19 protein-coding genes are annotated in these 21,905 nt (G+C 59.7%); 6 read left to right on the top strand and 13 right to left on the bottom strand.

Annotation, left to right across the window (positions count from 1 at the left end):
- Nucleotides 1-333: 333 nt before the first annotated feature.
- Together DWV20_RS01995 and DWV20_RS01990 are read right to left on the bottom strand one after the other, a co-directional pair.
- Nucleotides 334-1,386: a branched-chain amino acid aminotransferase gene (locus DWV20_RS01995; protein ID WP_117582948.1), complete on the bottom strand. Its 1,053-nt coding sequence runs from the start codon at nucleotides 1,384-1,386 to the stop codon at nucleotides 334-336.
- 288 nt (nucleotides 1,387-1,674) lie between these two features.
- Nucleotides 1,675-2,322, bottom strand: coding sequence for a DedA family protein (locus DWV20_RS01990; RefSeq protein WP_118256262.1), 648 nt, complete (start codon nucleotides 2,320-2,322; stop codon nucleotides 1,675-1,677).
- A 224-nt stretch (nucleotides 2,323-2,546) separates the two neighbouring features.
- Between DWV20_RS01990 and cysE the strand changes: the two genes are divergently transcribed.
- The gene (gene cysE, locus DWV20_RS01985; RefSeq protein WP_118256261.1) at nucleotides 2,547-3,251 is read left to right on the top strand and encodes a serine O-acetyltransferase; all 705 of its coding nucleotides are present in this window, start codon (nucleotides 2,547-2,549) and stop codon (nucleotides 3,249-3,251) included.
- Between the two features lie 110 nt (nucleotides 3,252-3,361).
- Here cysE and DWV20_RS01980 read toward each other — a convergent pair whose 3' ends face one another.
- From DWV20_RS01980 to DWV20_RS01965, 4 genes are all read right to left on the bottom strand, one after another.
- Nucleotides 3,362-5,362, bottom strand: coding sequence for an ABC transporter transmembrane domain-containing protein (locus tag DWV20_RS01980; protein WP_118256260.1), 2,001 nt, complete (start codon nucleotides 5,360-5,362; stop codon nucleotides 3,362-3,364).
- Nucleotide 5,363: 1 nt separating this feature from the next.
- Nucleotides 5,364-7,088, bottom strand: coding sequence for an ABC transporter ATP-binding protein (locus tag DWV20_RS01975; RefSeq protein ID WP_118256259.1), 1,725 nt, complete (start codon nucleotides 7,086-7,088; stop codon nucleotides 5,364-5,366).
- Complete coding sequence (locus tag DWV20_RS01970) at nucleotides 7,088-7,588, bottom strand: MarR family winged helix-turn-helix transcriptional regulator (RefSeq protein WP_118256258.1); 501 nt, start codon at nucleotides 7,586-7,588, stop codon at nucleotides 7,088-7,090. The genes DWV20_RS01975 and DWV20_RS01970 overlap by 1 nt, the downstream gene beginning before the upstream one ends.
- Nucleotides 7,589-7,768: 180 nt before the next feature.
- Nucleotides 7,769-8,059, bottom strand: coding sequence for a hypothetical protein (locus DWV20_RS01965; RefSeq protein ID WP_055251737.1), 291 nt, complete (start codon nucleotides 8,057-8,059; stop codon nucleotides 7,769-7,771).
- Nucleotides 8,060-8,353: 294 nt separating this feature from the next.
- Here DWV20_RS01965 and DWV20_RS01960 point away from each other — a divergent pair, with 294 nt between their 5' ends.
- Nucleotides 8,354-8,875, top strand: a complete 522-nt coding sequence (locus tag DWV20_RS01960) for a nitroreductase family protein (RefSeq protein ID WP_118256257.1) — start codon at nucleotides 8,354-8,356, stop codon at nucleotides 8,873-8,875.
- Between the two features lie 63 nt (nucleotides 8,876-8,938).
- Here DWV20_RS01960 and DWV20_RS01955 read toward each other — a convergent pair whose 3' ends face one another.
- The 3 genes from DWV20_RS01955 to DWV20_RS01945 form a co-directional block, all read right to left on the bottom strand.
- Entirely contained in the window at nucleotides 8,939-9,364 is a 426-nt protein-coding gene (locus DWV20_RS01955; RefSeq protein WP_147346300.1) for a hypothetical protein, read from the bottom strand.
- A 234-nt stretch (nucleotides 9,365-9,598) separates the two neighbouring features.
- The gene (locus tag DWV20_RS01950) at nucleotides 9,599-10,816 is read right to left on the bottom strand and encodes a helix-turn-helix domain-containing protein (protein WP_118256256.1); all 1,218 of its coding nucleotides are present in this window, start codon (nucleotides 10,814-10,816) and stop codon (nucleotides 9,599-9,601) included.
- 266 nt (nucleotides 10,817-11,082) lie between these two features.
- Nucleotides 11,083-12,117 carry a YeiH family protein gene (locus tag DWV20_RS01945; protein ID WP_118256255.1) on the bottom strand — a complete coding sequence of 345 codons (1,035 nt, stop codon included), beginning with the start codon at nucleotides 12,115-12,117 and terminating at the stop codon, nucleotides 11,083-11,085.
- A gap of 193 nt (nucleotides 12,118-12,310) precedes the next feature.
- Between DWV20_RS01945 and DWV20_RS01940 the strand changes: the two genes are divergently transcribed.
- A complete protein-coding gene (locus DWV20_RS01940; protein WP_118256254.1) occupies nucleotides 12,311-13,012 on the top strand; it encodes a GntR family transcriptional regulator in 702 nt (233 codons plus the stop codon).
- Between the two features lie 115 nt (nucleotides 13,013-13,127).
- On the opposite strand, the gene glmS is transcribed toward DWV20_RS01940, so the two are convergent.
- On the bottom strand, nucleotides 13,128-14,975 hold the full coding sequence (gene glmS / locus DWV20_RS01935; protein WP_117877186.1) for a glutamine--fructose-6-phosphate transaminase (isomerizing): 1,848 nt from the start codon (nucleotides 14,973-14,975) through the stop codon (nucleotides 13,128-13,130).
- Between the two features lie 541 nt (nucleotides 14,976-15,516).
- On the opposite strand from glmS, the gene DWV20_RS01930 reads away from it, so the two are divergent.
- Nucleotides 15,517-16,650, top strand: coding sequence for a LacI family DNA-binding transcriptional regulator (locus DWV20_RS01930; protein WP_233539753.1), 1,134 nt, complete (start codon nucleotides 15,517-15,519; stop codon nucleotides 16,648-16,650).
- 213 nt (nucleotides 16,651-16,863) lie between these two features.
- Complete coding sequence (locus DWV20_RS01925; protein ID WP_117759248.1) at nucleotides 16,864-18,069, top strand: ATP-binding protein; 1,206 nt, start codon at nucleotides 16,864-16,866, stop codon at nucleotides 18,067-18,069.
- Between the two features lie 201 nt (nucleotides 18,070-18,270).
- On the opposite strand, the gene DWV20_RS01920 is transcribed toward DWV20_RS01925, so the two are convergent.
- Nucleotides 18,271-18,921: an HAD family phosphatase gene (locus DWV20_RS01920; protein ID WP_117877183.1), complete on the bottom strand. Its 651-nt coding sequence runs from the start codon at nucleotides 18,919-18,921 to the stop codon at nucleotides 18,271-18,273.
- A gap of 173 nt (nucleotides 18,922-19,094) precedes the next feature.
- Here DWV20_RS01920 and DWV20_RS01915 point away from each other — a divergent pair, with 173 nt between their 5' ends.
- The gene (locus DWV20_RS01915; RefSeq protein ID WP_117877181.1) at nucleotides 19,095-19,973 is read left to right on the top strand and encodes an ATP-dependent sacrificial sulfur transferase LarE; all 879 of its coding nucleotides are present in this window, start codon (nucleotides 19,095-19,097) and stop codon (nucleotides 19,971-19,973) included.
- Between the two features lie 582 nt (nucleotides 19,974-20,555).
- Here DWV20_RS01915 and DWV20_RS01910 read toward each other — a convergent pair.
- Nucleotides 20,556-21,206, bottom strand: coding sequence for an HAD family phosphatase (locus DWV20_RS01910; protein ID WP_118256253.1), 651 nt, complete (start codon nucleotides 21,204-21,206; stop codon nucleotides 20,556-20,558).
- Nucleotides 21,207-21,449: 243 nt separating this feature from the next.
- Nucleotides 21,450-21,902: a PTS sugar transporter subunit IIA gene (locus tag DWV20_RS01905; protein ID WP_118256252.1), complete on the bottom strand. Its 453-nt coding sequence runs from the start codon at nucleotides 21,900-21,902 to the stop codon at nucleotides 21,450-21,452.
- Nucleotides 21,903-21,905: the final 3 nt, after the last annotated feature.

Genomic DNA, 21,905 nt, shown 5'->3' with positions numbered 1-21,905 from the left:
AAAAACCCCCCCCCCCGCCCCACCCCAGGCGAGCGGCAACCGAAAAAACGTGCACGTCCCCTCTTCGGCTGCAACTACGGCAAAGCCCTAACAGCCAAATAAAAGGCGCGGCCAATAGGCCGCGCACCTTCTCCCCTACAGCCCAGTAACCTCCTGGCAAGGAATGCAGAGCACTCGACCGAGGCGGACCGGCCTATCTCCCGGCGCATTCCACAGGACGAAAGAACCTCCGCCGCACGTAGTGCGCAGCGGAGGTTCTTTCATGTCCGAGGACGCGCCGGGAGATAGGCCGGTCCGCCTCGGTCAGGGCTTGATGGGAATTACGAAGCCAGGTTACGCCACGGTGTAAACCCAGTTGTGCTTATCTTCAACAGCACCAGACTGGATACCAGTCAGGGTCTCGCGAAGCTTCTTCATCACAGGGCCGATCTCGGTGTAGCCAGCCGGGAAGGTCACGGTCTCGTCGGCGCCGTAAACCTTGTTGTCGATCTCGCCGACCGGGGAGATAACGGCAGCGGTGCCGCACAGGCCGCACTCGACAAAGGTACCGGCCTTGACCTCGGCCCACTCGACAGGGCGTTGGTCGACGGTAATGCCCAGGTCCTGAGCAACCTGAACGAGCGAACGACGGGTGATAGAGGGCAGGATGGAGTCGGTGTGCGACTGCGGAACGACGAGGGTGCCGTCCTCCTTCACGAACAGCACGTTGGCGCCGCCGGTCTCCTCGACATAGGTGCGGGACTCGGAGTCGAGATACAGGTTCTCGGCATAACCCTCGCGATGGGCCTCCATCGTGGGTTTAAGGGACATGGCGTAGTTCAGGCCGGCCTTGATGTTACCGGTGCCGTGCGGTGCAGCGCGGTCATACTCGGAAACGCGCAGCTTGACGGGCTTGAGGCCACCCTTAAAGTACGGACCGACCGGGGTCACGAGAATGCGGAACGTGTACTCAGGAGCGGGAGCCACGCCGATTACGTCACCGGAGCCGATCATAAACGGACGCACATACAGGGTTGCGCCAGAGCCGAAGGGCGGAACCCATGCGGCATTGGCAGAGACGACCTGCTTGACGGCCTCGACAAACTTGTCCTTGGGGAACGGGGGCATCTCGAGGCGCTGCGCAGAGTTGTACATACGCTCAGCGTTCATGTCGGGACGGAAACAGACGATGCTGCCGTCCTCGGCGGTGTAGGCCTTCAGGCCCTCAAAGACCTCCTGGCAGTAGTGGAAGATACCACCGCACTCGGAGACATGCAGGGTGTGGTCGGTGGTCAGGCCACCCTCGTCCCACTCGCCATCCTTCCAATGAGCCTCGTAGCTGTAATCGGTCTTCATGTAGCCAAAGCCGAGGCTACCCCAATCGATATCCTTCTTCTCGACAGTCATATGTCGCTCCTTACATACACAGTTGCATACTCGCGAACCCGCACGCAAAGACCGAAGCCGACCGCGTCGCAACGTCGCACGCCCGGAGCGTAGAGCCGGACGGGACACGCGAACGGCATCAAAGCCGATGGCACGTCGATTCGCATGCACGAGATTGTACTCCCCGTACGCGTCTGATAAAACGCTTTTCTTTAACTAAGTAAAGTATTTTCATTTGACCGAAGCAGAAAGGCCCGCCACCGTAAAGGGTGACGGGCCTCAACGGCACGGTTTGCGCGCTGGCTCGAGCTAGGCGTTCTGTTTGCCCAGCTTTGCCTTAACCAGGCCGACCACGGTCGGGATAATCGACACGGCGACGATGCCGATAATCAGCAGCTCAAAGTGCTCCTGCACAAAGGGGATGCCGCCAAAGAAATAGCCCAGCAGCGTAAAGACCGTCGACCAGGTGATACCGCCCAGCACGTTATAGATGACAAAGTTGCGCCAGTGCATGCCGCCCATACCGGCGATGAAGGGCACAAAGGTGCGGATAAACGGGAAGAAGCGACCCAGGAAGATGGCCAGGTGACCCCACTTGTCCAGGAAGTCCTCGGACTTTTTGATGCGCTCGGGCGTCATGGCCTTGACCTTGCCCGAGGCGATGATCTTTCGGCCAAAGAAATGGCCGATCATAAAGTTGCACTGGTCGCCCAAGATGGCGGCCGTCCATGCGACGGCCAACAGGGCCACGATGTTAAAGCCGCCGTTGTGGGCAAAGAAGCCCGAAGCGAACAGCAGCGAATCGCCGGGAAGGAACGGGAAGAACACCACGCCCGTCTCGATAAAGATAATTAGGAACACGCAGCCGTAGGCCATAAGCGGGCCGGCGGCGATCCAACTGGCGATCGCGGTGCGCGGGTCCTTGAGCAGCTCGGCGATAAAGTTAATGAAACCCATGAAGTTAAACCTCTCAGTTGTGGGCGCGGACACGTCCAAGTTGACCAGTATACGGTTGCGGCGCCCCCTCGTGCGCAACCCCACAAAAGCATGACTCCATTACCAGCAAGTTTGCATAACTGACACTTGTCGCCCAAAGCAAAGCAAGATCGCCCTTCTTAATCCCTAGCGAATCGCTATACTTTATTGAATCGCATTGTCACGGCGCTGAGGGAGGGCGGCCAGTGAGCTTTATCAATACCATTCGCGAGGACATCAAGACCGTCCAAGCGCAGGACCCCGCCGCGCAAAACGGTCTGGTCATTTTTCTTTCGTACCCCGGCCTGCACGCCAAGTGGAACCACGTGCCCGAGCACTGGCTGTGGGAACATAGACATCGCTCGCTCGCCCGCGTGCTCTCGCAAATCACCCGCCATATCACTGGCGTCGAGATTCATCCTGCCGCACAGATCGGCAAGCATTTCTTTATCGACCACGCCATGGGCGTTGTCATCGGCGAAACCGCCATTGTGGGCGACAACTGCGTGCTCTATCAGGGCGTCACACTTGGCGGCACCGGCAACGAGACCGGCAAGCGCCACCCCACCCTGGGCAACAACGTCACCGTGGGCACAGGCGCCAAGGTGCTCGGCAACATTCGCATTGGCAACAACGTCAAAATCGGCGGCAACTCGGTCGTCGTCAAGGACGTACCCGACAACTGCACCGTCGTGGGCGTGCCCGGGCGCATTATCAAACGCAACGGCTGCCGCGTGTTCGAGGAAAGCTTCGACGCCAAGCAGCACCGCGAATACATGCCCGACGATGCCGCGGAGCAAAGCGCCCTCAACCGTCAGGGCATCACCGAAAACGCCCGCCGCGTCAAAGAGCTCGAGCGGGAGGTGGCCGAGCTTAAGGCCCTCGTCGCCAAGCTCGTGGACGAGTGCTAGGGCCGCGGGCAACCGCCACAGCATGAACGCCAACACAAAAGGCGCGCCAGGGATCCGCCCCCGGCGCGCCTTCTTTTCGATGTGACATGCGGGACTGCCCCTTTGTCACCTTATGCGAACTGGCTCAGATAGAGGTCGGCATAGGCCCCCTCGGCGGCCAGCAGCTCCTTGTGCGTGCCCTGCTCGATAATGTTGCCGTGATCCATGACCAAGATCAGGTCGGCATCCACGATCGTCGACAGGCGATGCGCAATCACAAAGCTCGTACGCCCACGCATGAGCGCGTCCATGGCGCGGCCGATGGCAAGTTCGGTGCGCGTATCCACGCTCGACGTCGCCTCGTCCAGAATGAGAATCGCCGGGTTGTTGAGCAGCACGCGCGCGATGGTCAGCAGCTGGCGCTGGCCCTGGCTGATGCTCTCGGCATCGTTAGCCACCCGTGTGTCGTAGCCCTGCGGCATAGTGCGCACAAAGAAGTCGACCTGAGCGGCACGTGCGGCCGCGACAATCTCCTCGCGCGTCGCCTCGGGACAGCCATAGGCGATGTTCTCGGCAATGGTGCCATCGAACAGCCAGGCGTCCTGCAACACCATGCCAAACTGCTGGCGCAGCTCGCCGCGATCCATACGACTCGTATCCACGCCGTCGAGGGTAATGCGGCCGCCGTCGATCTCGTAGAAGCGCATGAGCAGATTGATGAGCGTGGTCTTACCCGCACCCGTGGTTCCCACCACGGCGATCTTCTGACCCGGCTCGGCGGCAAACGACACGTCGCGCATGAGCGGCTTGTCGGGCGCATAGCCAAAGCGCACGTGCTCAAAAGCGACGCGGCCCTCCACCTTGCCCGGCAGCTTGGCAGCCTCGCCCGGCTGCGGATCGGCCTCCATCTCGGGCTCATCGAGCAGGTCGAACACGCGCTCTGCGCTCGCCAGCGCGCTCTGCAGCGAGTTAAAGGTAAACGACAACTGCGTCATGGGTTCGGACGCCTCGTAGATAAACTGGAAGAACGCCTGGAACACGCCGACGGTCATATGCCCGGCAACCAGCATGCTGCAGCCCACCAGCGCAATCACGATCTGCGCCAAACGGCCGATAAAGCGCACCGCAGGGCCGACGGCGTTAATCATAAAGTCGGCCTTGGTGCTCACGCGCGCCAGCTCCTTCGAAGCCTCGCGTACCTCGGCAGAGCTCTGGCGCTCGCGGTTAAACGCACGGATCACCAGACGGCCCGAGTAGCCCTCCTCGACCGCGCTCGTAATCTTGGACACCCACTCCTGGCGCTCGCCCGTCACATCGTGCGTGCGGCGCGACACGACCTTCGTCACCAGCAGCGAAAGCGCCGTAAAGAACAAAAAGACGAGCGTGAGCGGCACGCTAAACACGAACATCACGCTCACGGCACCCACCACGGTACCGATCGACACCAGAAGCTGCAGCAAGCCGCGCTGCATGCTCTCGGACATCTTGTCCAAGTCGTTGGTCGCACGGCTGACGACCTCGCCGGGACGATGCGCGTCAAAGTAGGCAAGCGGCAGACGGTTGAGCTTTTGTGCGATGCGGTTGCGTAGGCGCAGGTTGAGGCGCTCGGCAACGCTCGACATCAAAAAGCTCTGGAGTGCGTAGAACGAGGCGGCGGCGGTCCAGATCATAAAGTAGATGAAGATGGTCCTGCCGCAGTTCTCCCAGGTAATGCTGAAGGTAGTGTTGTTGGCAAACGCCACCTTCATGTGCCCCCATAGCTCATCGATCACGCGGGCGCTGTAAGCCGGCGCCGCAGTGTTAAAGATGGCATAGAACACGATGCTCGCGAACACGATATAGAAGCGCCAGTGGTCGCCGGCGGCCTCGCTCCACAGACGGCGCACCGTCGCCCAGGTATCGCGGGGCGTCTCGTCCTCGTCCTCGTCGTCAACGTCGCGCATGCGCTCCGCCTCGGCGCGGGCGCGCTCGTCCTCGGCGCGCTCGTTTTCCTCGTAGAGTGCCTGGCGGCGAGCCTCGCGCTCCGCCGTCTTGGCGGCTTCGTCCAGGACGGGCATGGCGCCCGTCTCCTCGACTGTCTCTGCAGCCGCGGCGTCATCGGCGATGCTCTGCCTCTTGAGCTCCTCGGTCATGCTACTCACCTCCCTTCATCTGCGATTCCGCGATAGCGCGGTACACCTCGCAGGTTTCCATGAGCTCGTCGTGCGTGCCCAGGCCCACGACCCCGCCGTCTTTGAGCACCACGATCTGATCGGCATGCAAAATAGTCGAGATGCGCTGGGCGATGATGAGCACCGCGGCATCGCACGTCTCGTCCTGCAGCGCATGGCGCAGTGCCGCATCGGTCTTAAAGTCCAGAGCCGAAAAACTGTCGTCGAAGATATACAGGTCGGCGCGCTTCATGAGTGCGCGGGCAATCGCCAAACGCTGGCGCTGGCCGCCCGAGAAGTTCGTGCCGCCCTGGGCCACCGGCGTATCGAGCCCCTGGGGCTGGTCGAGCACAAAGGTGCTCTGGGCAACCTCCAGCGCATGGAGCATGTCAGCCTCGGTCGCGTCTTCGTTGCCAAAGCGCAGATTGCTTGCCACCGTACCCGAGAACAGCCATGCCTTCTGCGGCACATAGGCGATACGCCCGCGGATGTCGTCTTGCGAAAGGTCGCGCAGGTCGACGCCGTTCAGGCGAATGGCGCCCTTCGTGGCATCGTGGAAGCGAAGCAAGAGCTTGGCCACCGTTGACTTGCCCGAGCCCGTTGAGCCCACGATCGCGGTCGTCTGTCCACGGCGGCAGGCAAAACTCAGGTTGCACAGGGTGTCCTCGTCGGCATCGTCAAAACGGAACGACATGTGGTCGAACACGGCCACCGCGTCGGCGCCGTCTGCGGACTCAGGCGCCCCATCGCCCAGCGTGGCCTTGCCGTCCACAATGCTCGGCTCGATTTCGAGCACCTGCTGCGCGCGGTTGAGGCACGCCGCGGCGCGCGGGAGCGTCAGCACCACCATCTGCGCCATCATCACAAAGAACAGGATCAGGATCGCGTACTCCAGCACGGCCGAGATGCTGCCGATTTGCATGGCATGGACGCCCACGCGGTTGCCGCCCACCCACAGCACCGCCACCTCGGCGATGTTCATCAAAAAGAAGCTGGAGCTGTCGAGACCCACAAACAGGTGGTTGACCTTGATGGCATTGGCCGCGTAATCGCTAAACACCTCGTCCAGGCGCTGCTCCTCGTGGCGCTCCTTGTTAAATGCGCGGATGACGCGCACGCCCACGATGTTCTCGCGCAGCACCACGTTCATGCGGTCGATAAAGCTCTGAAGGCGCATAAAAATCGGCGCGGCGTTAGCCACCGTAAAGACCGCCGCCACCAGCACGATCGCAACGACCACGCCCAGCAGCGTGCCCATGGCAGGATCGATAAACCAGGCAAAGATGATGCCCGCGACGGCCAAGAACGGCACCGGCAGCACCAACTGAATGGTCTGCAGGATCGCTTGCTGGATCACGTTGATGTCGTTGAGCGAGCGCGTGATCATCGAACCCGTGCCAAAGCGCTCAAAGTCGCTGGCGGACAGCTCGAGCGACTTATCGTAGACGGCGTTGCGGATGTCGCAGGCCACGTTGGCCGCCAGACGGGCCGAAAGATAACAGCCCAGCACCGCACCACCGCTGGCCATGCCGGTCGCGATGAGCATGTACAGACCGTTGCGCAAGATGTAATCGACGTCGCCCGTCGTGATGCCCGTGTTGACCATGTTCGCCAACATCGTGGGCACGAGCAGCGTACCGACGTTGTCGATTAGCAGCACCAGCAGCGTCACCGCGATCAGACCGCGGTACGGCCTCATAAACCTCATTAAGAGTCGCATGTCTCCCCCTCGCCCTTATCGTCAGCCTCGTTCTCGGCGGCAACTTGCCGTTTAAATGCCTCGCATTCTTCGTTAAGAACATGGGAGAACTTACCGACCAAGCGCATGATCTCGCGCTGTTCCCACGGCTCGAGCGCCTCGAATGCCTGTTGCTCGGCCTTTTGTGCCGGCAACGCGTAGCGCTTGGCAAACTGCACGCCTTCTTCGGTCAGTCGCACAACCTTGTTCTTACGACTGCCCTCGGCAAACTCCAACGTCGCAAGCCCTCGCGCCCTAAGCGTCTTGATTGCCGAATTGATGGTCTGTTTGCTATAGAACCATTCGCTTGTCAGACGACTCACGGCGATGCTGCCGTCCGCCGTGCTGGTGTCGACGAGCATCCAATAGGCGCAATCCGAAAGACCGCAGGTGCGCGAGAACTCCGAATAAATATGGTCGAGTCCATTGAGCAACCGGTCGAAATCGACCAGCGTAACCGCACTATCCATCTATCCCACCATTCGATTGTCCGATTTTTGACCAATTTATATCTCTAGATTAGTCCGAGTTTTGACTATCGTCAACAGGCTCTCCGCAAATGCTTGCACTTTCATGGCCTATCGGCAGAAAAAGACCGCCGGCGCGGGGGCAGCGCCAGCGGTCACGTGAAAATCGGGTTTTATTGCCCGTTAAGCGGCGACGGCCTCATAGACCGTAGCGCCCGAGAAGCTGTCATGCAGGCTCTTGCCGGCAATCCACGGCAGCTCGACGACCTCGCAGACCGTGTTGACCAGCTCGGAGCAGTCAGTAAAGTGGCCCTTGTCGTTGAGGGCCTCGCAATCCTGAACACGCCAATAGCCATCGGTGTGCGTGATGTAGTACTCGTGATCGTCAATCGTCACAAAAGCGCGCGTCTTGGAACGCAGCAGCTTCAGAAATCCTTCGAAGTCGGTCTCGACGACATCTCCAGCCTGGAACATGATGTTACCTCCTGGCCCGGCGCCACCACGGCGCATTGATAAACGCTGGTACTCCTTTAGTAAAACCTTTATCAGAGGTTATGCGTTCGTCATTTAGGCAAGTGGTAAAAAACCGCAGGGTAGACGGGATAAAACGTTTAACCATCCCATTGGTTTGTCACATTCTGAAGGTACTTTTATGCAAACCTACTTTCCCAATTGGAATCTATCCTTTTGGCCGGGCAATTGACCGTCTATCGTTTGAGCCCGACGGGTATGAACGTGGCATCTGCAACGCCACCACAAGGAGACACCATGGAAACCATCGAAGCGCTCATTCACCGCCGCAGCTGCCGCAAATACAGCGATCGTCCCGTCGAGGCCGAGAAGCTTGCACGTATTATCGAAGCCGGCCAATATGCACCGAGCGGCATGGGCCGCCAGCCGGTGACGTTTGTCGCCGTCACCGACCCCGCGACCGTCGAGCGTCTCTCGCAGCTCAACGCGCAAGTCATGGGCAGCAACAGCGACCCCTTCTATGGCGCCAAGACCGTTGTGGTGGTACTGGTCGACCGCAGCGTGCCCACGCATCTGGAAGACGGTTCGCTCGCCATGGGCAACTTGCTCAACGCCGCCTATGCACTGGGTGTCGATTCGTGCTGGATTCATCGCGCGCATGAGGTCTTTGACTCGCCCGAGGGCCTGGAGCTGCTGGCCAGCTGGGGCCTGACCGCCGACGGCAGCCTGCGCGGTGTCGGTCACTGCATTCTGGGCTACGCCGAAGACACGCTACCCGAGCCCAAACCCCGCCGCGACAACGTCGTCTACGTAAGGTAACCCAGGAGCGTCATAGGGGTAGCTAATTTGGGACGGGGCTATTTTAGCCACCCCACTCGCAACTTATCTTGCCGATGGAGTTGTCGTCGTTTCGTTCGTGTGGGTCGTTTCGGCGCCGTCGCCCTGTTCGCCCTCGTCCTTTTGAGCGTCGGCGATGGTGGAGGCCGCCGCAACGATACCGCGCTGGGGCGCGACGCCCGTCTGGGTCTGAGCGCCCTCGACTATTTCTGTGCCTGCATGCGCGAGCTCGGGCGATTTAAACATCGCGTCCAAGTTGGCACCGTCGCCGGCGTAGCCAAGCGCAGCGAGTGCGATGACGATCACTGCAACGACGACCGCGATCGGAACATAACGATGCCAACCAGCCGGATTGAGTCCGCTGCGACGAGCCGCCCCGCGGCTGATGTAGCCGAGCGTGCCGTCGTGCTTGAGCTTTGAGCCCACCACGCGTTTGCGGTCCCACAGCGAGGACTCTGCCTGCATTGCCAAGCGGGCACCTGTCGAAGGATAGCCGTATTTAGTGCGCTTGAACGAGCCGTCAAACCCCGAGGCGTGTTTGCCCCACGTCACCGATGTTGTGCGTCGGTTAACCGGCGCGGCGCTCCGCCTTCTGCGGCTCGGTTTTGTAGTCTCAGCCATACGCCCCCGCACGCCGTAACCAAATCGAAACAATAACGCTTTGGACTGTAGCACACGCGTCGCGCGCGGTCACGGGCGCCTCGCTCAACGGTCATCGTCCTTCAGTAAGCGCCACAGCGTTGTTCGGCTTATGCCCAGCACCTCCGCCGCACGGGTTCGGTTGCCGTGGAGATGATCTACAACCAGATGCGCGATATCTCGCTCGGTATCGGCCAGCGGTCGCAGGATATACAGGTCGCTTTCGAGTGTCGGGGCGCCAAAGGTTGCGGTCTTAATCACGTCCTCTTGGGCTAGCACTTCCTCCGCCACAGCGCGATCCACCGTGCCCGCCCCCACCAATATATACAGTCGTTCCGAGACCTCGCGGAGCTGCAGATAATTGCGCGGCCAGCGGTAAGCATCGAGCGCCTTCGTCGCCGCGGCAGACAGCGTGGGCGCTGCCGTCCCAAATGCACCAGCGAGATATTCCAAATAGCGCGCAATCTTTTGCGACGTGGCTCCCTGCTCGACGATTGCCGGCGCCACGCTCACCGCACAGGCGAAGCGCTCGGTCACAAAGGCGGCTTGATCACTTTCGCTGCCGCCCGGCATGTCATTCGCCGTCAGCACCACATGGCAGCGCGTCGCCAACGCGGTGTCGGCCATCGTGGAAACGAGCTCGCGGAGACGCTGGGGGCCAACCGTGTTCCAGCCCTCAATGCAAAGTGTCAGCCCCGTTTGGAACAACGGCGATTCGGCGCTTTTGAGCAGATGGCGCCAGCCGCGATCCGTTAGCTCATCGAGCGCAACGGCAACAAAGGGCTGATCGACAAAAGGACCGTCCAGATAGAGGCGCATGGCAATCTCGACCTGACCCGTTCCCAGCTCGCCCTCGAGCATAAGGGGCACACCGCGCGCGTAGCTCTCGGCGACCGGCGCAGCCACCGAGGCAGGCCCCTCAACGATGCCGTACGCGCTCGATTCGTAGCGGGCCTCAACTTCGTCGGCGTTGAGCCACTCGATGCCCGCGTGCGCCGCGGCGCCGCGCACCTCGCGGACCACGACGACCCAAAGGCCCCCGCCCTCTTTGTCGACGGAGCGAACGGTCAGGCTCAGGCGCGTACCCGCACGCCCCATAACCAGACGCGCGCCGTCTCCTATACGGTCGAGGCGTTCGGCAACAAAAGCTGCCACATCCCGCTCAAGCGCCGCGTCATTCATGGTCGAAATCGCGACGTCCCCACGCGCATCGATTGCCAATGCCGAGGCCCCGGCAGCAGCCAGGGCCTCGGTCAAGATGTTCAGCTTGGCATCGCTATCCATGATTTGCCCCTGTCCGCGGCGACGTGCAACCGCCGACGGTCGCACGACCGAGTGTTTCAAAATTGAACGATATTGCTCACCAAACACTATAGGGCAGAAAGCGCCGTCCTGCGAGTATAGGTGTTGCCCCGCATCGCCATCCTGGCGGGGCGATAAGAGCTCTTCGGGACTTATAAACCTGCGGACAAGCCATACCCGCAAGAGCTCCTATCGCTCCACCGCAGGCATGCGCTCACCAGCAACCAGCACGCAAATAAGCTACTCCTCTACCAGATTCCCAGCACGTGCTGCATTCCCAAACTCATGCACGCAATGCCAATCCAGCAGCAAAAGCCCAGCGCGATGGGCTTGCCGCCCTTTTTGACCAGCTCGACGATATCGGTATTAAAGCCAATAGCCGCCATGGCCATCACGATAAAGAACTTCGACAGCTCCTTGATGGGCGCCGTGATGGACACGGGAAGCTGAAGCACCGTGGTGATTACGCTCGCCAGCACAAAGAACAGCACAAACATGGGAAACGCGCGTTTAAGCGAGAACGTGCTTTTGGCGTCGCCGCCGGCCTTGCGCGCCAGATGCATCTGCCAGCATGCGAGGACCAACGTGATGGGAATAATGGCCAGCGTCCTGGTGAGCTTGACCACCGTGGCGCTCTCGAGCACATTGGCGCCGGGATGCATGCTGTCCCAAGCGCTCGCTGCAGCCGTTACGGACGAGGTGTCGTTGATGGCGGTGCCGGCAAACAGGCCAAAGCCGTCGTTGGTCAGCCCGAGCATACCGCCGAGCGTCGGAAACACGAGCGCCGCGATAACGTTAAACAGGAAGATGACCGAAATAGCCTGGGCAATCTCGCGATCGTCGGCATCGATGACGGGCGCGGTCGCGGCGATGGCAGAACCGCCGCAAATTGACGAGCCCACGCCCACAAGCGTCGCGATCTTGCTCGGCACGTTCATAACGCGGCAGAGCACAAAGGCGATGACAAGCGAGGTCGAGATTGTCGCCACGATAATCGGTAGCGACTGGGCGCCCTTGGACAGAATCTGGGAGAGGTTCATGCCAAAGCCAAGCAGGATAACCGCGTACTGCAAGACTTTTTTAGACGTATAGGTGACACCGACGGCGAGCTGTTCGCGGCGATTCTTGGGAAAGACGAGCGCCAGAACCATGCCGAAGAGGATGGCGAATACCGGCCCACCGACCACCTCAATTTGTTTGCCGAGTAGCGTTGCGGGGATAGCGATGATCAGGCAGAACAAGACACCCTTCCAGCGCTCGCGTACGATATTCGCCAGTTGCATATGGGATTCCTTCTTTCTATTTCACGTTTGCGACGGCTTATGATACGGCAACATTGAGCGCAGCCTTGCGTAAACAAAGACTAAGATGCCGCAATAGTTCTTGGGCAACAGCCGAATTACCCACCGCGGAAAGCTGATTCGCGGCATAATTAACAACTGACATATGAGTTTGATAGAACAGTTGCGAGGCGCTATGGAAGAATCGATGCACGTCGGCGAGCAGGAAACGAGCCTACAGGACCAGTCCTACCACACCATTCGACGCAAAATCGTCTACCTGGACTACAAGCCGGGCGAAAAGCTGGGCGTCAAGCAACTTTGCGACGACCTGGATATGGGGCGCACGCCCGTGCGCGAGGCTTTGGTTCGCTTGGCGCAGGAAGGCCTGGTGCGCACCGTGCCCCAGAGCGGCACCTACGTCTCACCCATCAACCTCACCCTTGCCGAGAGTGCCTGTTACATCCGCGAGCATCTGGAAAAGCAGGTGATTGTGGAGTGCTGTGCGCGCGCCACGTCGGCCGGCATCGAGCAGCTCGACCGCGCCATCGTGCTGCAGGAAAAGGCCATGGCCGAAGAGGATCGCATCGGCTTCTTTTTGAGCGACAACCTCATGCATCACATGATTTTTAGCATCGCATGCCGCAGCACTGTGTGGTCGTGGCTCGAGGAGACCAATGCCGACCTGGAGCGCTTCCGCTGGCTGCGCGCCGCCACGCAGGTTCTCGACAATCAGGACATCGTGAACGAGCACAAGCAGATTCGCCGCGCTATCGCCGGTCGCGACCCCATCGAAGCGAGCTTTTTGGTCAGCAAGCACCTGCACATGATGTTCCGCAACCAAACCGAGGTTCTGGACCAGTTCCCCGACTACTTCGAGACCAGCAAGCTCCGCTAACCTGCCAAAAAGGGACAGGTTTATTTTGGCAGGTTTTATCTGGGCAAATGCAACAAGGCCCGGCTCCGTCTTTGATGCGGAGCCGGGCCTTAGTTGTTAGAACGACGGAACTCGATTATTCGACCGTGACGCTTTTCGCCAGGTTGCGGGGCTGGTCAACGTCGCAACCGCGCAGGATGGCCACCTCGCGGGCGAGCAGCTGCAGCGGGACGCTCGCCGTGATGGGGCTGAACACGTCGCGGACTGCTGGCACGCGGATGATGCAGTCGGCGATCTTGTTGATCTCCTCGTCGCCCTCAGTGGCAACGACGATGACCTTGGCGCCGCGCGCCTTGCACTCCATAAGGTTCGACACGGTCTTGTCGTAGGTGGCACTCTTGGTGGCCACGGCGATGACAGGGAAGCCCGGATCGACCAGTGCGATGGGACCGTGCTTCATCTCGCCGGCGGCGTAGGCCTCGGCGTGCAGGTAGCTGACCTCTTTGAGCTTGAGCGCGCCCTCGTAGGAAATAGCGGCACCCATGCCGCGACCCACGAACAGTGCGGACTGCGCGTCCTTGCACAGCAGGGCGGCCTCATGAACGGCCTCGGTCTGGGTATCCAAAATCCACTGGATCTGCTCGGCCGTATCGGAAAGCTCGCGGAACAGCATGCGCGCCTGCTTGGTGGTCAAGCGGTACTTGACCTGCGCCAGCAGCAGGGCCAAAAGCGTAAGGCTCACGACCTGGCCGATGAAGCTCTTGGTCGAGGCGACCGCGATCTCCTTGTTGGCCTTGGTGTAGATGACGCCGTCGCTCTCACGCGCCACGGGGCTGCCCACCACGTTGGTGATGCCGAAGACCTTGGCACCCTTGATGCGCGCGTCGCGAATGGCGGCAAGGGTATCGGCCGTCTCGCCCGACTGGGACACGGCAACGACAAGCGTCGTCGGCGTAATGATGGGATTGCGATAGCGGAACTCGCTGGCCGCCTCCACCTCGGTGGGGATGCGAGCCCAGCCCTCAATGAGATTCTTGGCAATGAGGCCAGCGTGATAGCTGGTTCCGCAAGCGATCACGTAGACGCGGTCGATGTCGTTGAGTTCCTCGAGCGAAAGGCCAAGCTCGTCGATGTCGAGCTCGCCGACCGGCGTCATACGACCGACCAGCGTGTCGCGCACGACGCGCGGCTGCTCGTGGATTTCCTTGAGCATAAAGTCGGGATAACCGCCCTTTTCGGCCATGTCCAGGTCCCAGTCGATGTGGGTGACCTTGGGCTCGATGACGTTGCCGGCCTCGTCGGTGTACTCGACGCCCGCGGGCGTGAGCTTGGCAAACTGACCGTCCTCGAGCACCACGACATCGCGGGTGGCGTCGATGAGCGCGATGACATCGGAAGCAACATAGGAGCCGGTTTCGCCCACGCCGACTACGATCGGGGAATCCTTGCGGGCCACGGCGATCACGCCGGGCTCGTCAGCGCACACGGCGGCCAGACCATAGGCACCGACCACGTGGGTGCAAGCCTCGCGCACGGAGGCCATCAGGTCGTGCGTCTCGGCATAAGCCTCTTCGATCAGATGCGCGAAGACCTCGGTATCCGTCTCGCTCTTAAAGTGATGGCCGCGGCCCTCCAGCTCCTCGCGCAGCTCGGCGAAGTTCTCGATGATGCCGTTGTGGACGATGGCGATGCGACCGTCGCAGCTGGTGTGGGGATGGGCGTTAACGACGGAGGGCTTGCCGTGGGTGGCCCAACGGGTGTGACCGATACCGCAGGTAGCGTCGCTGTCGATGTTGGAAAGCTCGCTCTCCAGGCCCGCAACCTTGCCCACGCGGCGGATGACGTCGAGGTGCGCCGCGGCACCCTCGCCCACCTCGAGCGCGACGCCTGAGGAGTCATAGCCGCGATACTCCATACGCTTGAGGCCCGTGACCAGGATGTTCTTTGCAATATCAGAGCCGGTGTAGCCGACGATTCCGCACATAGGATAAATCCCTTCGTTCGCGTGACTGCAAGACGTCCACGCACAGGGGGCGCTGAGACGTATAACGTTCGAGTATTGTACTCACGCAAGCGCAAGCTGATATACCAGAAGTGGTATCTCAACTTAGATACCACCCGATGCACACATGCCCAGCCGGTCCAAACCACCACAATGGGGACAGGCACCTTTGTGGTGGTTTTGGGCGTCGCGGCGGCCTATCCCGGCGAAAGATCTCGATCTGTAACATCTGCGCCGCAATAAGCCGGCTTAGTGTTACAGGTCGAGACATTACGGTTCGGTCCCAGCACTATGTCTCAATCTGTAACAGGTGGAGGCGGTTTTGCCGTCCAGATGTTACAGATCGAGACAATTGAAGGCCCGGGCAGCTCAAGCCACCACAAAGGTGCACTGTCCCCTTTGTGGTGGTTGCGCCGGCAACGGCGTTTCCCCAGATAAACCTGCCAAAATAAACCTGTCCCTTTTTGGTAGGTTTGGGATGCTACAATCTGGCTTGTACTTGAAACGCATCAAAGGGGCCGCTATGGCAAAGGTAAAAATCAGCGACGTCGCGCGCGAGGCCGGGGTTTCGCTGGGCACGGTTTCCAACGCGCTCAACCACCCCGAAAAGCTGCGCCCCGAGACCCTCAAACTCATCAACGAGACCATCAATCGCTTGGGCTACCTGCCCAACCAAAGCGCTCGCCAGCTGGCCGGCGGCACCACCAAGTCCTTTGGCCTGGTCCTCCCCCGTCTTGATCACGGCTTTTCGCTCCAGATTGCCAGCGGTGCCCACAACGAGGCACGCAAGCACGGCTATGACTTGCTCATCGCCAACGCCGACAACGACGACATTCTCGAAGACCATTACCTGCGCTACTTTATGGGCACTCAGATGTCCGGCGTCATGGTTCAGCCCATGGCATCCCCCGACTGGCACCCGGCCATGACTAAAATGCCCGTGCCGATCGTCCATCTGGACATCCACTGTTCCGAGCCCGGCCACTACGTGGCTGCCGATAACGAAGCCCAAGGTCGCATCATCGCCGAACTCGCCGTTGCCCGTGGCGCGCGCCATATCACCGTCGTGGGCAGAGCAGCATTTATGCAGCTCACCCTACGCGTGCTTGGCATTCACAAGGCCCTTGCCCTGCACCCCGATATCAAGATCGAAGTCATCGACGCCGGCGAATGGAATACCGCTGCCGACGGCTACGGCATCGGTGCCCAAATCGCCGAGCGCCCCGCGGACGAGCGCCCCGATTTTGTCATCGGCCTGACCGACGTATTAGCCTCGGGCGTTATCTCGGCGCTGACCGACAAGGGCATTTCCGTCCCCGGCCAGATTCTTGTTGCCGGCTGCGATGGCAACCCACTTGCCTGGAGCGGATCGGTCCCCCTCACCACGGTAGCACCACCGGGCTACGAGATCGGCCGCAAGGGCGTGCAGCTGCTCATGGAACAAATCGAGGATAAACCTGCCGCCAAGACCAAACGAGTCCGCATCGGCTCCGCCGCGCGTACCGTCACCACAATCACGGCCACCGAGGACATTAACCGTCAGGAGCTCGTACGCCCCTTCTTGCTCGAGCGTGTGAGCACCCAAAAGGCCGAGCAGCACCCGACGGGCCCATCCGCGGCCCCAATAACCGACATCAACCTGGGCGCCTACCTGTAACAAAAAAACGCCGCAACGGGAACAGTCCCGCTGCGGCGTTTTGCTGGCCCCATGTTCCCTCCCCGTTTAGCCGGATCTGCGGCTACGGATATTTATGGAATGTAATCCATTTTTCATTACCTTTTTTGTTAAAATAGACTCAATTCCATATTTTAGATATTTCCTATAAGTATTGATTTTGCTCCAGTTTTTTCTCGCCAAGAAAGGGGTTTCATGAATCTGATTGATCGCAAACAGTACCTCGACTGGCTCATTTCGTGGAAAGACTCACACGTCATCAAGGTCGTTTCGGGCGTGCGAAGGTCCGGCAAATCAAAGCTATTCGAAATCTACCGCAGCTACCTGCGCGATCATGGAATCACAGGCGACCAGGTTATATCCCTCAACTTTGAAGACCTGGAGTTCGAGTCGCTTACGTCGTATAGAGCGCTCTACGACTACATTTCCGCCAGACTCGTCCCCGATAAGATGAACTACGTTTTTCTGGACGAGATACAGCACGTCGAGCATTTCGAAAAAGCCGTCGACAGTCTTTTTATCAAGGACAATGTCGACCTCTACATAACCGGTTCCAACGCTTATCTGCTCTCGAGCGAGCTGGCAACTTTGCTCTCCGGCCGCTACGTAGAGCTCAAGATGCTGCCCCTATCCTTTAAAGAGTTTTGCTCGGCAAAAACCAATGACGGAAAGGCTCCCGCGCAGTTGTTTGACGAGTACATAACCAGGGGCTCTTTTCCCTTTATCGCCGAGACGGGTATTCAGGGACCCCAGGCGCGCGATTATCTTATGAGCCTCTACGATACCATCGTCATACGCGACGTTATCGAACGCCTGAAGGTCTCGGACGTCCCGACCCTGCGCGATATCACCAAGTTCCTACTCCATAGCATTGGAAACCGGATCTCGATTAAAAAAATCTCCGACACGCTCTCGTCCAACGGCAACAAAACCGACCAGAAAACCGTAGCCAAATACCTCAAAGGCTTAACAGACAGCCTTGTGCTGTACTTTGCTCCGCGCTATAACGTGCGCGGTCGGCAGCTTCTTTCAACAAACGGCAAATACTACGCCGTTGACCTTGGACTTAGAGGCGCTCTCGTCAAAACCCAAAGCAGCGATATCGGTCATATCCTCGAAAATGTTGTTTATCTCGAGCTCCTACGCCGTGGATACGACGTCTACGTGGGCGATATCGACGGCGGGGAAATCGATTTTGTTGCCCTAAAGTCAGACGAGACAGCCTATTTTCAGGTTTCAGCCACAACGCTCGACGAAACTACCCTCAATCGAGAGTTGGCCCCCTTTAAGAAAGTCCGAGACAACTACCCCAAGACGCTTCTTACGCTCGACACGCTGTTTGCGGACGCGAACTACGAAGGAGTCCGCAAGCGCAACGTGATCGACTGGCTCCTGGAGTAACTTGTAGCGTCATAACCCTCCGCCAGCTCCTTACCAAGGCCGCAGCCCCAGTCGCTTAAAGCACAATGCCCCTCTTATCGGCCAAAACAGCAATCTTGGCGTGATAAGAGGGGCTGACTGCGTCAGCGCCTCCACGCAGGCGCCGTTACCGTCACCGTCCTGCGGGATCGGGCGCGGGGCATGGCGACTCGCGTGCAAACGCTAGCGCACGGCCTTGACCGCCGCCGTCAGATCGAACAGCGTATCGAGCACGGCCTCGCAGCCATCCACCACGTCCTGCGGCAGCGGCACGATATCGGGGACGGCAAAGACGTGGCATCCGGCCGTGATGCCCGAGACGCAGCCGTTGCGCGAATCCTCGACCACGGCACATTCCTCGGGAGCAAAGCCCGCGCGCTCGCAGGCGAGCAGATACATCTCGGGGTCGGGCTTGCCGTGCACGACGTCCTCGCCACACGTTACCGTTTCAAACTTGTCAAAAAGACCGACCATCTTAAGGTTGCGCTCGGCCGTAACGAGGCGCGACGACGTCGCTAGACCCACGTGATAGCCCGCAGCCAGCAGCTCGTCTAGGCACTCGGCGGCGCCGGCCTTAAGCTCCAGGTCGGTCTTGACCATCTCGTCGCGAATCTCCTTGTGACGACGATAGATCGCCTCAGCGGTTTCGCTGCTGTTGTAATGCTCCTCAAGGATGCCCATGACATCGGGCAGCGTGCGACCGATAAACTGATGGATCAGCGCATCATCAATCGCGAATCCCAGCTCGGCCGCTCCCGCCTTCCACGCCTTGATACCCAAACGCTCGGTGTCGACCAGCGTTCCGTCCATATCAAAAATAACAGCCTTGATCATATCGGTCCCCCATCGCTTCGCGCTGCTGTACTCCCGCAACTTTACCGCACTTGTAAACTTGTATATAACGTATATAGCATATTGCACTTTCGTTACATAGATAGAAGTCTTATGACAAGTGGCTCGGTAGGATTATAGTTTTCGACCGAGTACTCAACGATAAGGATCGTTTCATGATTTTAGACACCACGGCACCCGCAGAGGAGCTTCAAGACAAGCTATCGGCGCTCGAACAGCTGCTTTTGGCATACGGGCGCGTGGCTATCGGGTTTTCCGGTGGCGTCGACAGCAGCTTTTTGGCCGCGGTCTGCGCCCGCATCATGCCCGCCAGCACGCTTCTCGTTCACCTCACCACGCCGCTCATCGGCACGCCCGAGCAGGCTTCGTTTGAGCGGTCCGTTGACGGGCAGGCCAATGAAGGGCCGCATTTTAAGCTCCCCGTGCTCAATCTTTCGGTCGATCAGCTGCGGCTCCCCCAAGTAGCCTGCAACGATGCCGACCGCTGCTACCACTGCAAGCGCGCCGGCTTTACCGCCATCGTCAACCACGCCAAGTCGCTCGGCTTTCCCACCGTCATCGACGGCAGCAACGCAAGCGACCGCGGCGACTACCGCCCCGGCATGCGCGCCGCCCAGGAGCTCGGCGTGCGCTCGCCCCTCATGGAGGTCGGCTTTACCAAGGACGAAGAGCGCGAGCTGCTGCGCGCCTGGGGCTATCCCGTTTGGAACCTGCCGGCGGGAGCATGTCTTGCCACGCGCGTCCCCACGGGCGAGGAGCTTACGCGCGAGAAGGTCGATGTAATCCGCGCCTGCGAGGATTACCTGCACGATCTTGATCTGGCACAGGTACGCGCGCGCTTGATCGGCGGCTGCATGCATATCGAGGCCGCGCCGGCAGACGTCGCCAAGATCGCCGCCCTCGGCAGGACCGCGGTCAACGACGAGGGCAAGGCCCCGCTTCCCGCCGCCATCGAATCTGCCCTGCGCAACCTAGGCTGCGGCCACATCTCCCCCGAGGTCACCCCCTACATCCACGGCAACATGAATCAATAGCGCATCCCAAATAAGTTGCGGTGGAATAGTTCCTGTTTTGCGGCCTATCGGGCCCAAACAGGAACTATTCCACCGCAACTTCGTTTGATGGGCATTGACCCGCAGACCTGCCAAAAAGGGACAGGTTTATTTTGGCAGGTTTTATCTGGGAAAATGTCACGAGACAACTGCCTCTCTAGCACCCCTCTAACTTCGAGAGGCACTTGAGAGGCGTCTCGGCCGCACCTACTTTTTCCGATAGCGGCGGTTACAGCTCGTCGATGAACCCATTACTTCAATGAGTCCTTTATCCGGCAGCATTGGCATTCCGTCTCTCTAAACCAATAGATTTATCTCTCTAACTTTAGAGAGATAAGCACTTTGTTTTAGAGAGACCTTTAGAGAGATATAACGAATTCGCTGCTAGATTACCTAAGGCTGTCTCTCTAACCGATTTTATCTTTAGAGAGACGAGCGCGACCCCTCTAATGAATGGAACACCGCAGCCGACAGCTACGGCATCGGCGCCCAGATCGCCGAGCGCGCCAGCACCCAGGCAAGCAGCTGCGTCGAAGCCACCGCCATCGACCTCGGCGCATACCTTTAGCGCACGGCCTTGACCGCCGCCGTCAGATCGAACAGCGTGTCGAGCACGGCCTCGCAGCCATCCGCCACGTCCTGCGGCAGCGGCACAATATCGGGCACAGCAAAGACATGGCAGCCGGCCGTGATACCCGAGACGCAGCCGTTGCGCGAATCCTCGACCACGGCGCATTCCTCGGGAGCAAAGCCCGCGCGCTCGCAAGCGAGCAGGTAAATCGCGGGGTCGGGCTTGCCATATGCGACATCCTCGCCGAAGGTCACCGTTTCAAACTTGTCAAAGAGGCCGACCGTCTTAAGGTTGCGCTCGGCCGCAACGCGGCGCGACGACGTCGCAAGGCCCACGTGATAGCCCGCAGCCAGCAGCTCGTCGAGGCACTCGGCGGCGCCGGCCTTAAGTTCCAGGTCGGTCTTGGCCATCTCGCTGTGTAGCTCAATGTTGCGGGCAAAAATCGCGTCGGCGGTTTCGCCCTTGCCGTAATGCGCCTCAAGGATGTCCTTAACATCGGCATTCGAACGGCCGATAAACTGATGGATCAACGCATCATCAATCGCAATCCCCAGCTCGGCAGCGCCCACCTTCCATGCCCTCATGTCCAAACGCTCGGTATCGACCAGCGTTCCGTCCATGTCAAAAATGACAGCCTTGATCATATCGACCCCTTCATCGGCTTGGGTTGCCGCAAATCTACTGCACGTCACAAACTTGTATATAACGTATATATCATATTGTACTTTCGTTACATAGACAGAAACTTTATGACGTAACCTGCCAAAAAGGGACAGGTTTATTTTGGCAGGTTTTATCTGGGGAAACGCAAACAGGGCCGCGACGCCTATAGCGTCGCGGCCCTGCTCCTTGGAGAAGGATCAATAGATTGAGCGGGCTGGTTGCACCTAGCCCTCGAGCCCGGCGTTAATAAGCTCCGCGATCTCGGCGGGGTCGGCGCTCGTGCGCACCTTGTCACGGAAGCCGGCATCCATCAGCATCACGGCAGCCTTGGAGAGCAGACGCAGGTGCGTGGTTCCCGCTTCGCCGGCGGGCACGTACAGCGCGAGTGCCACATCGACGGGCACGCCATCAAAGCTCGGCCACTCAACAGGCTCGGACAGCTTGAGCACGGCCACGCCCGGCGTATGAATCGCGTCGCTTTTGGCATGCGGAACGGCAAAACCGGCGACGAGGCCAGTCTCGGCCTCGTTTTCGCGAGCAATAAAAGCCGCCTCTACAGCAGATGCGTCATCGGCAAAACCAAGCTCAACAGCCTGCTCGGACAGATAATGCAGCGCGTCCTCGCGCGAGACGGCGGCGTAGCCAATCGTCACTTGGTTGGCAGATACAAACCCCATGGA

The organism is Collinsella sp. AF02-46-1, assembly GCF_003465825.1.
Classification (GTDB): Bacteria; Actinomycetota; Coriobacteriia; order Coriobacteriales; family Coriobacteriaceae; genus Collinsella.
Note: the sequence above shows the minus strand (reverse complement) of the source record. Positions and strands in the feature narration are given on the sequence as shown.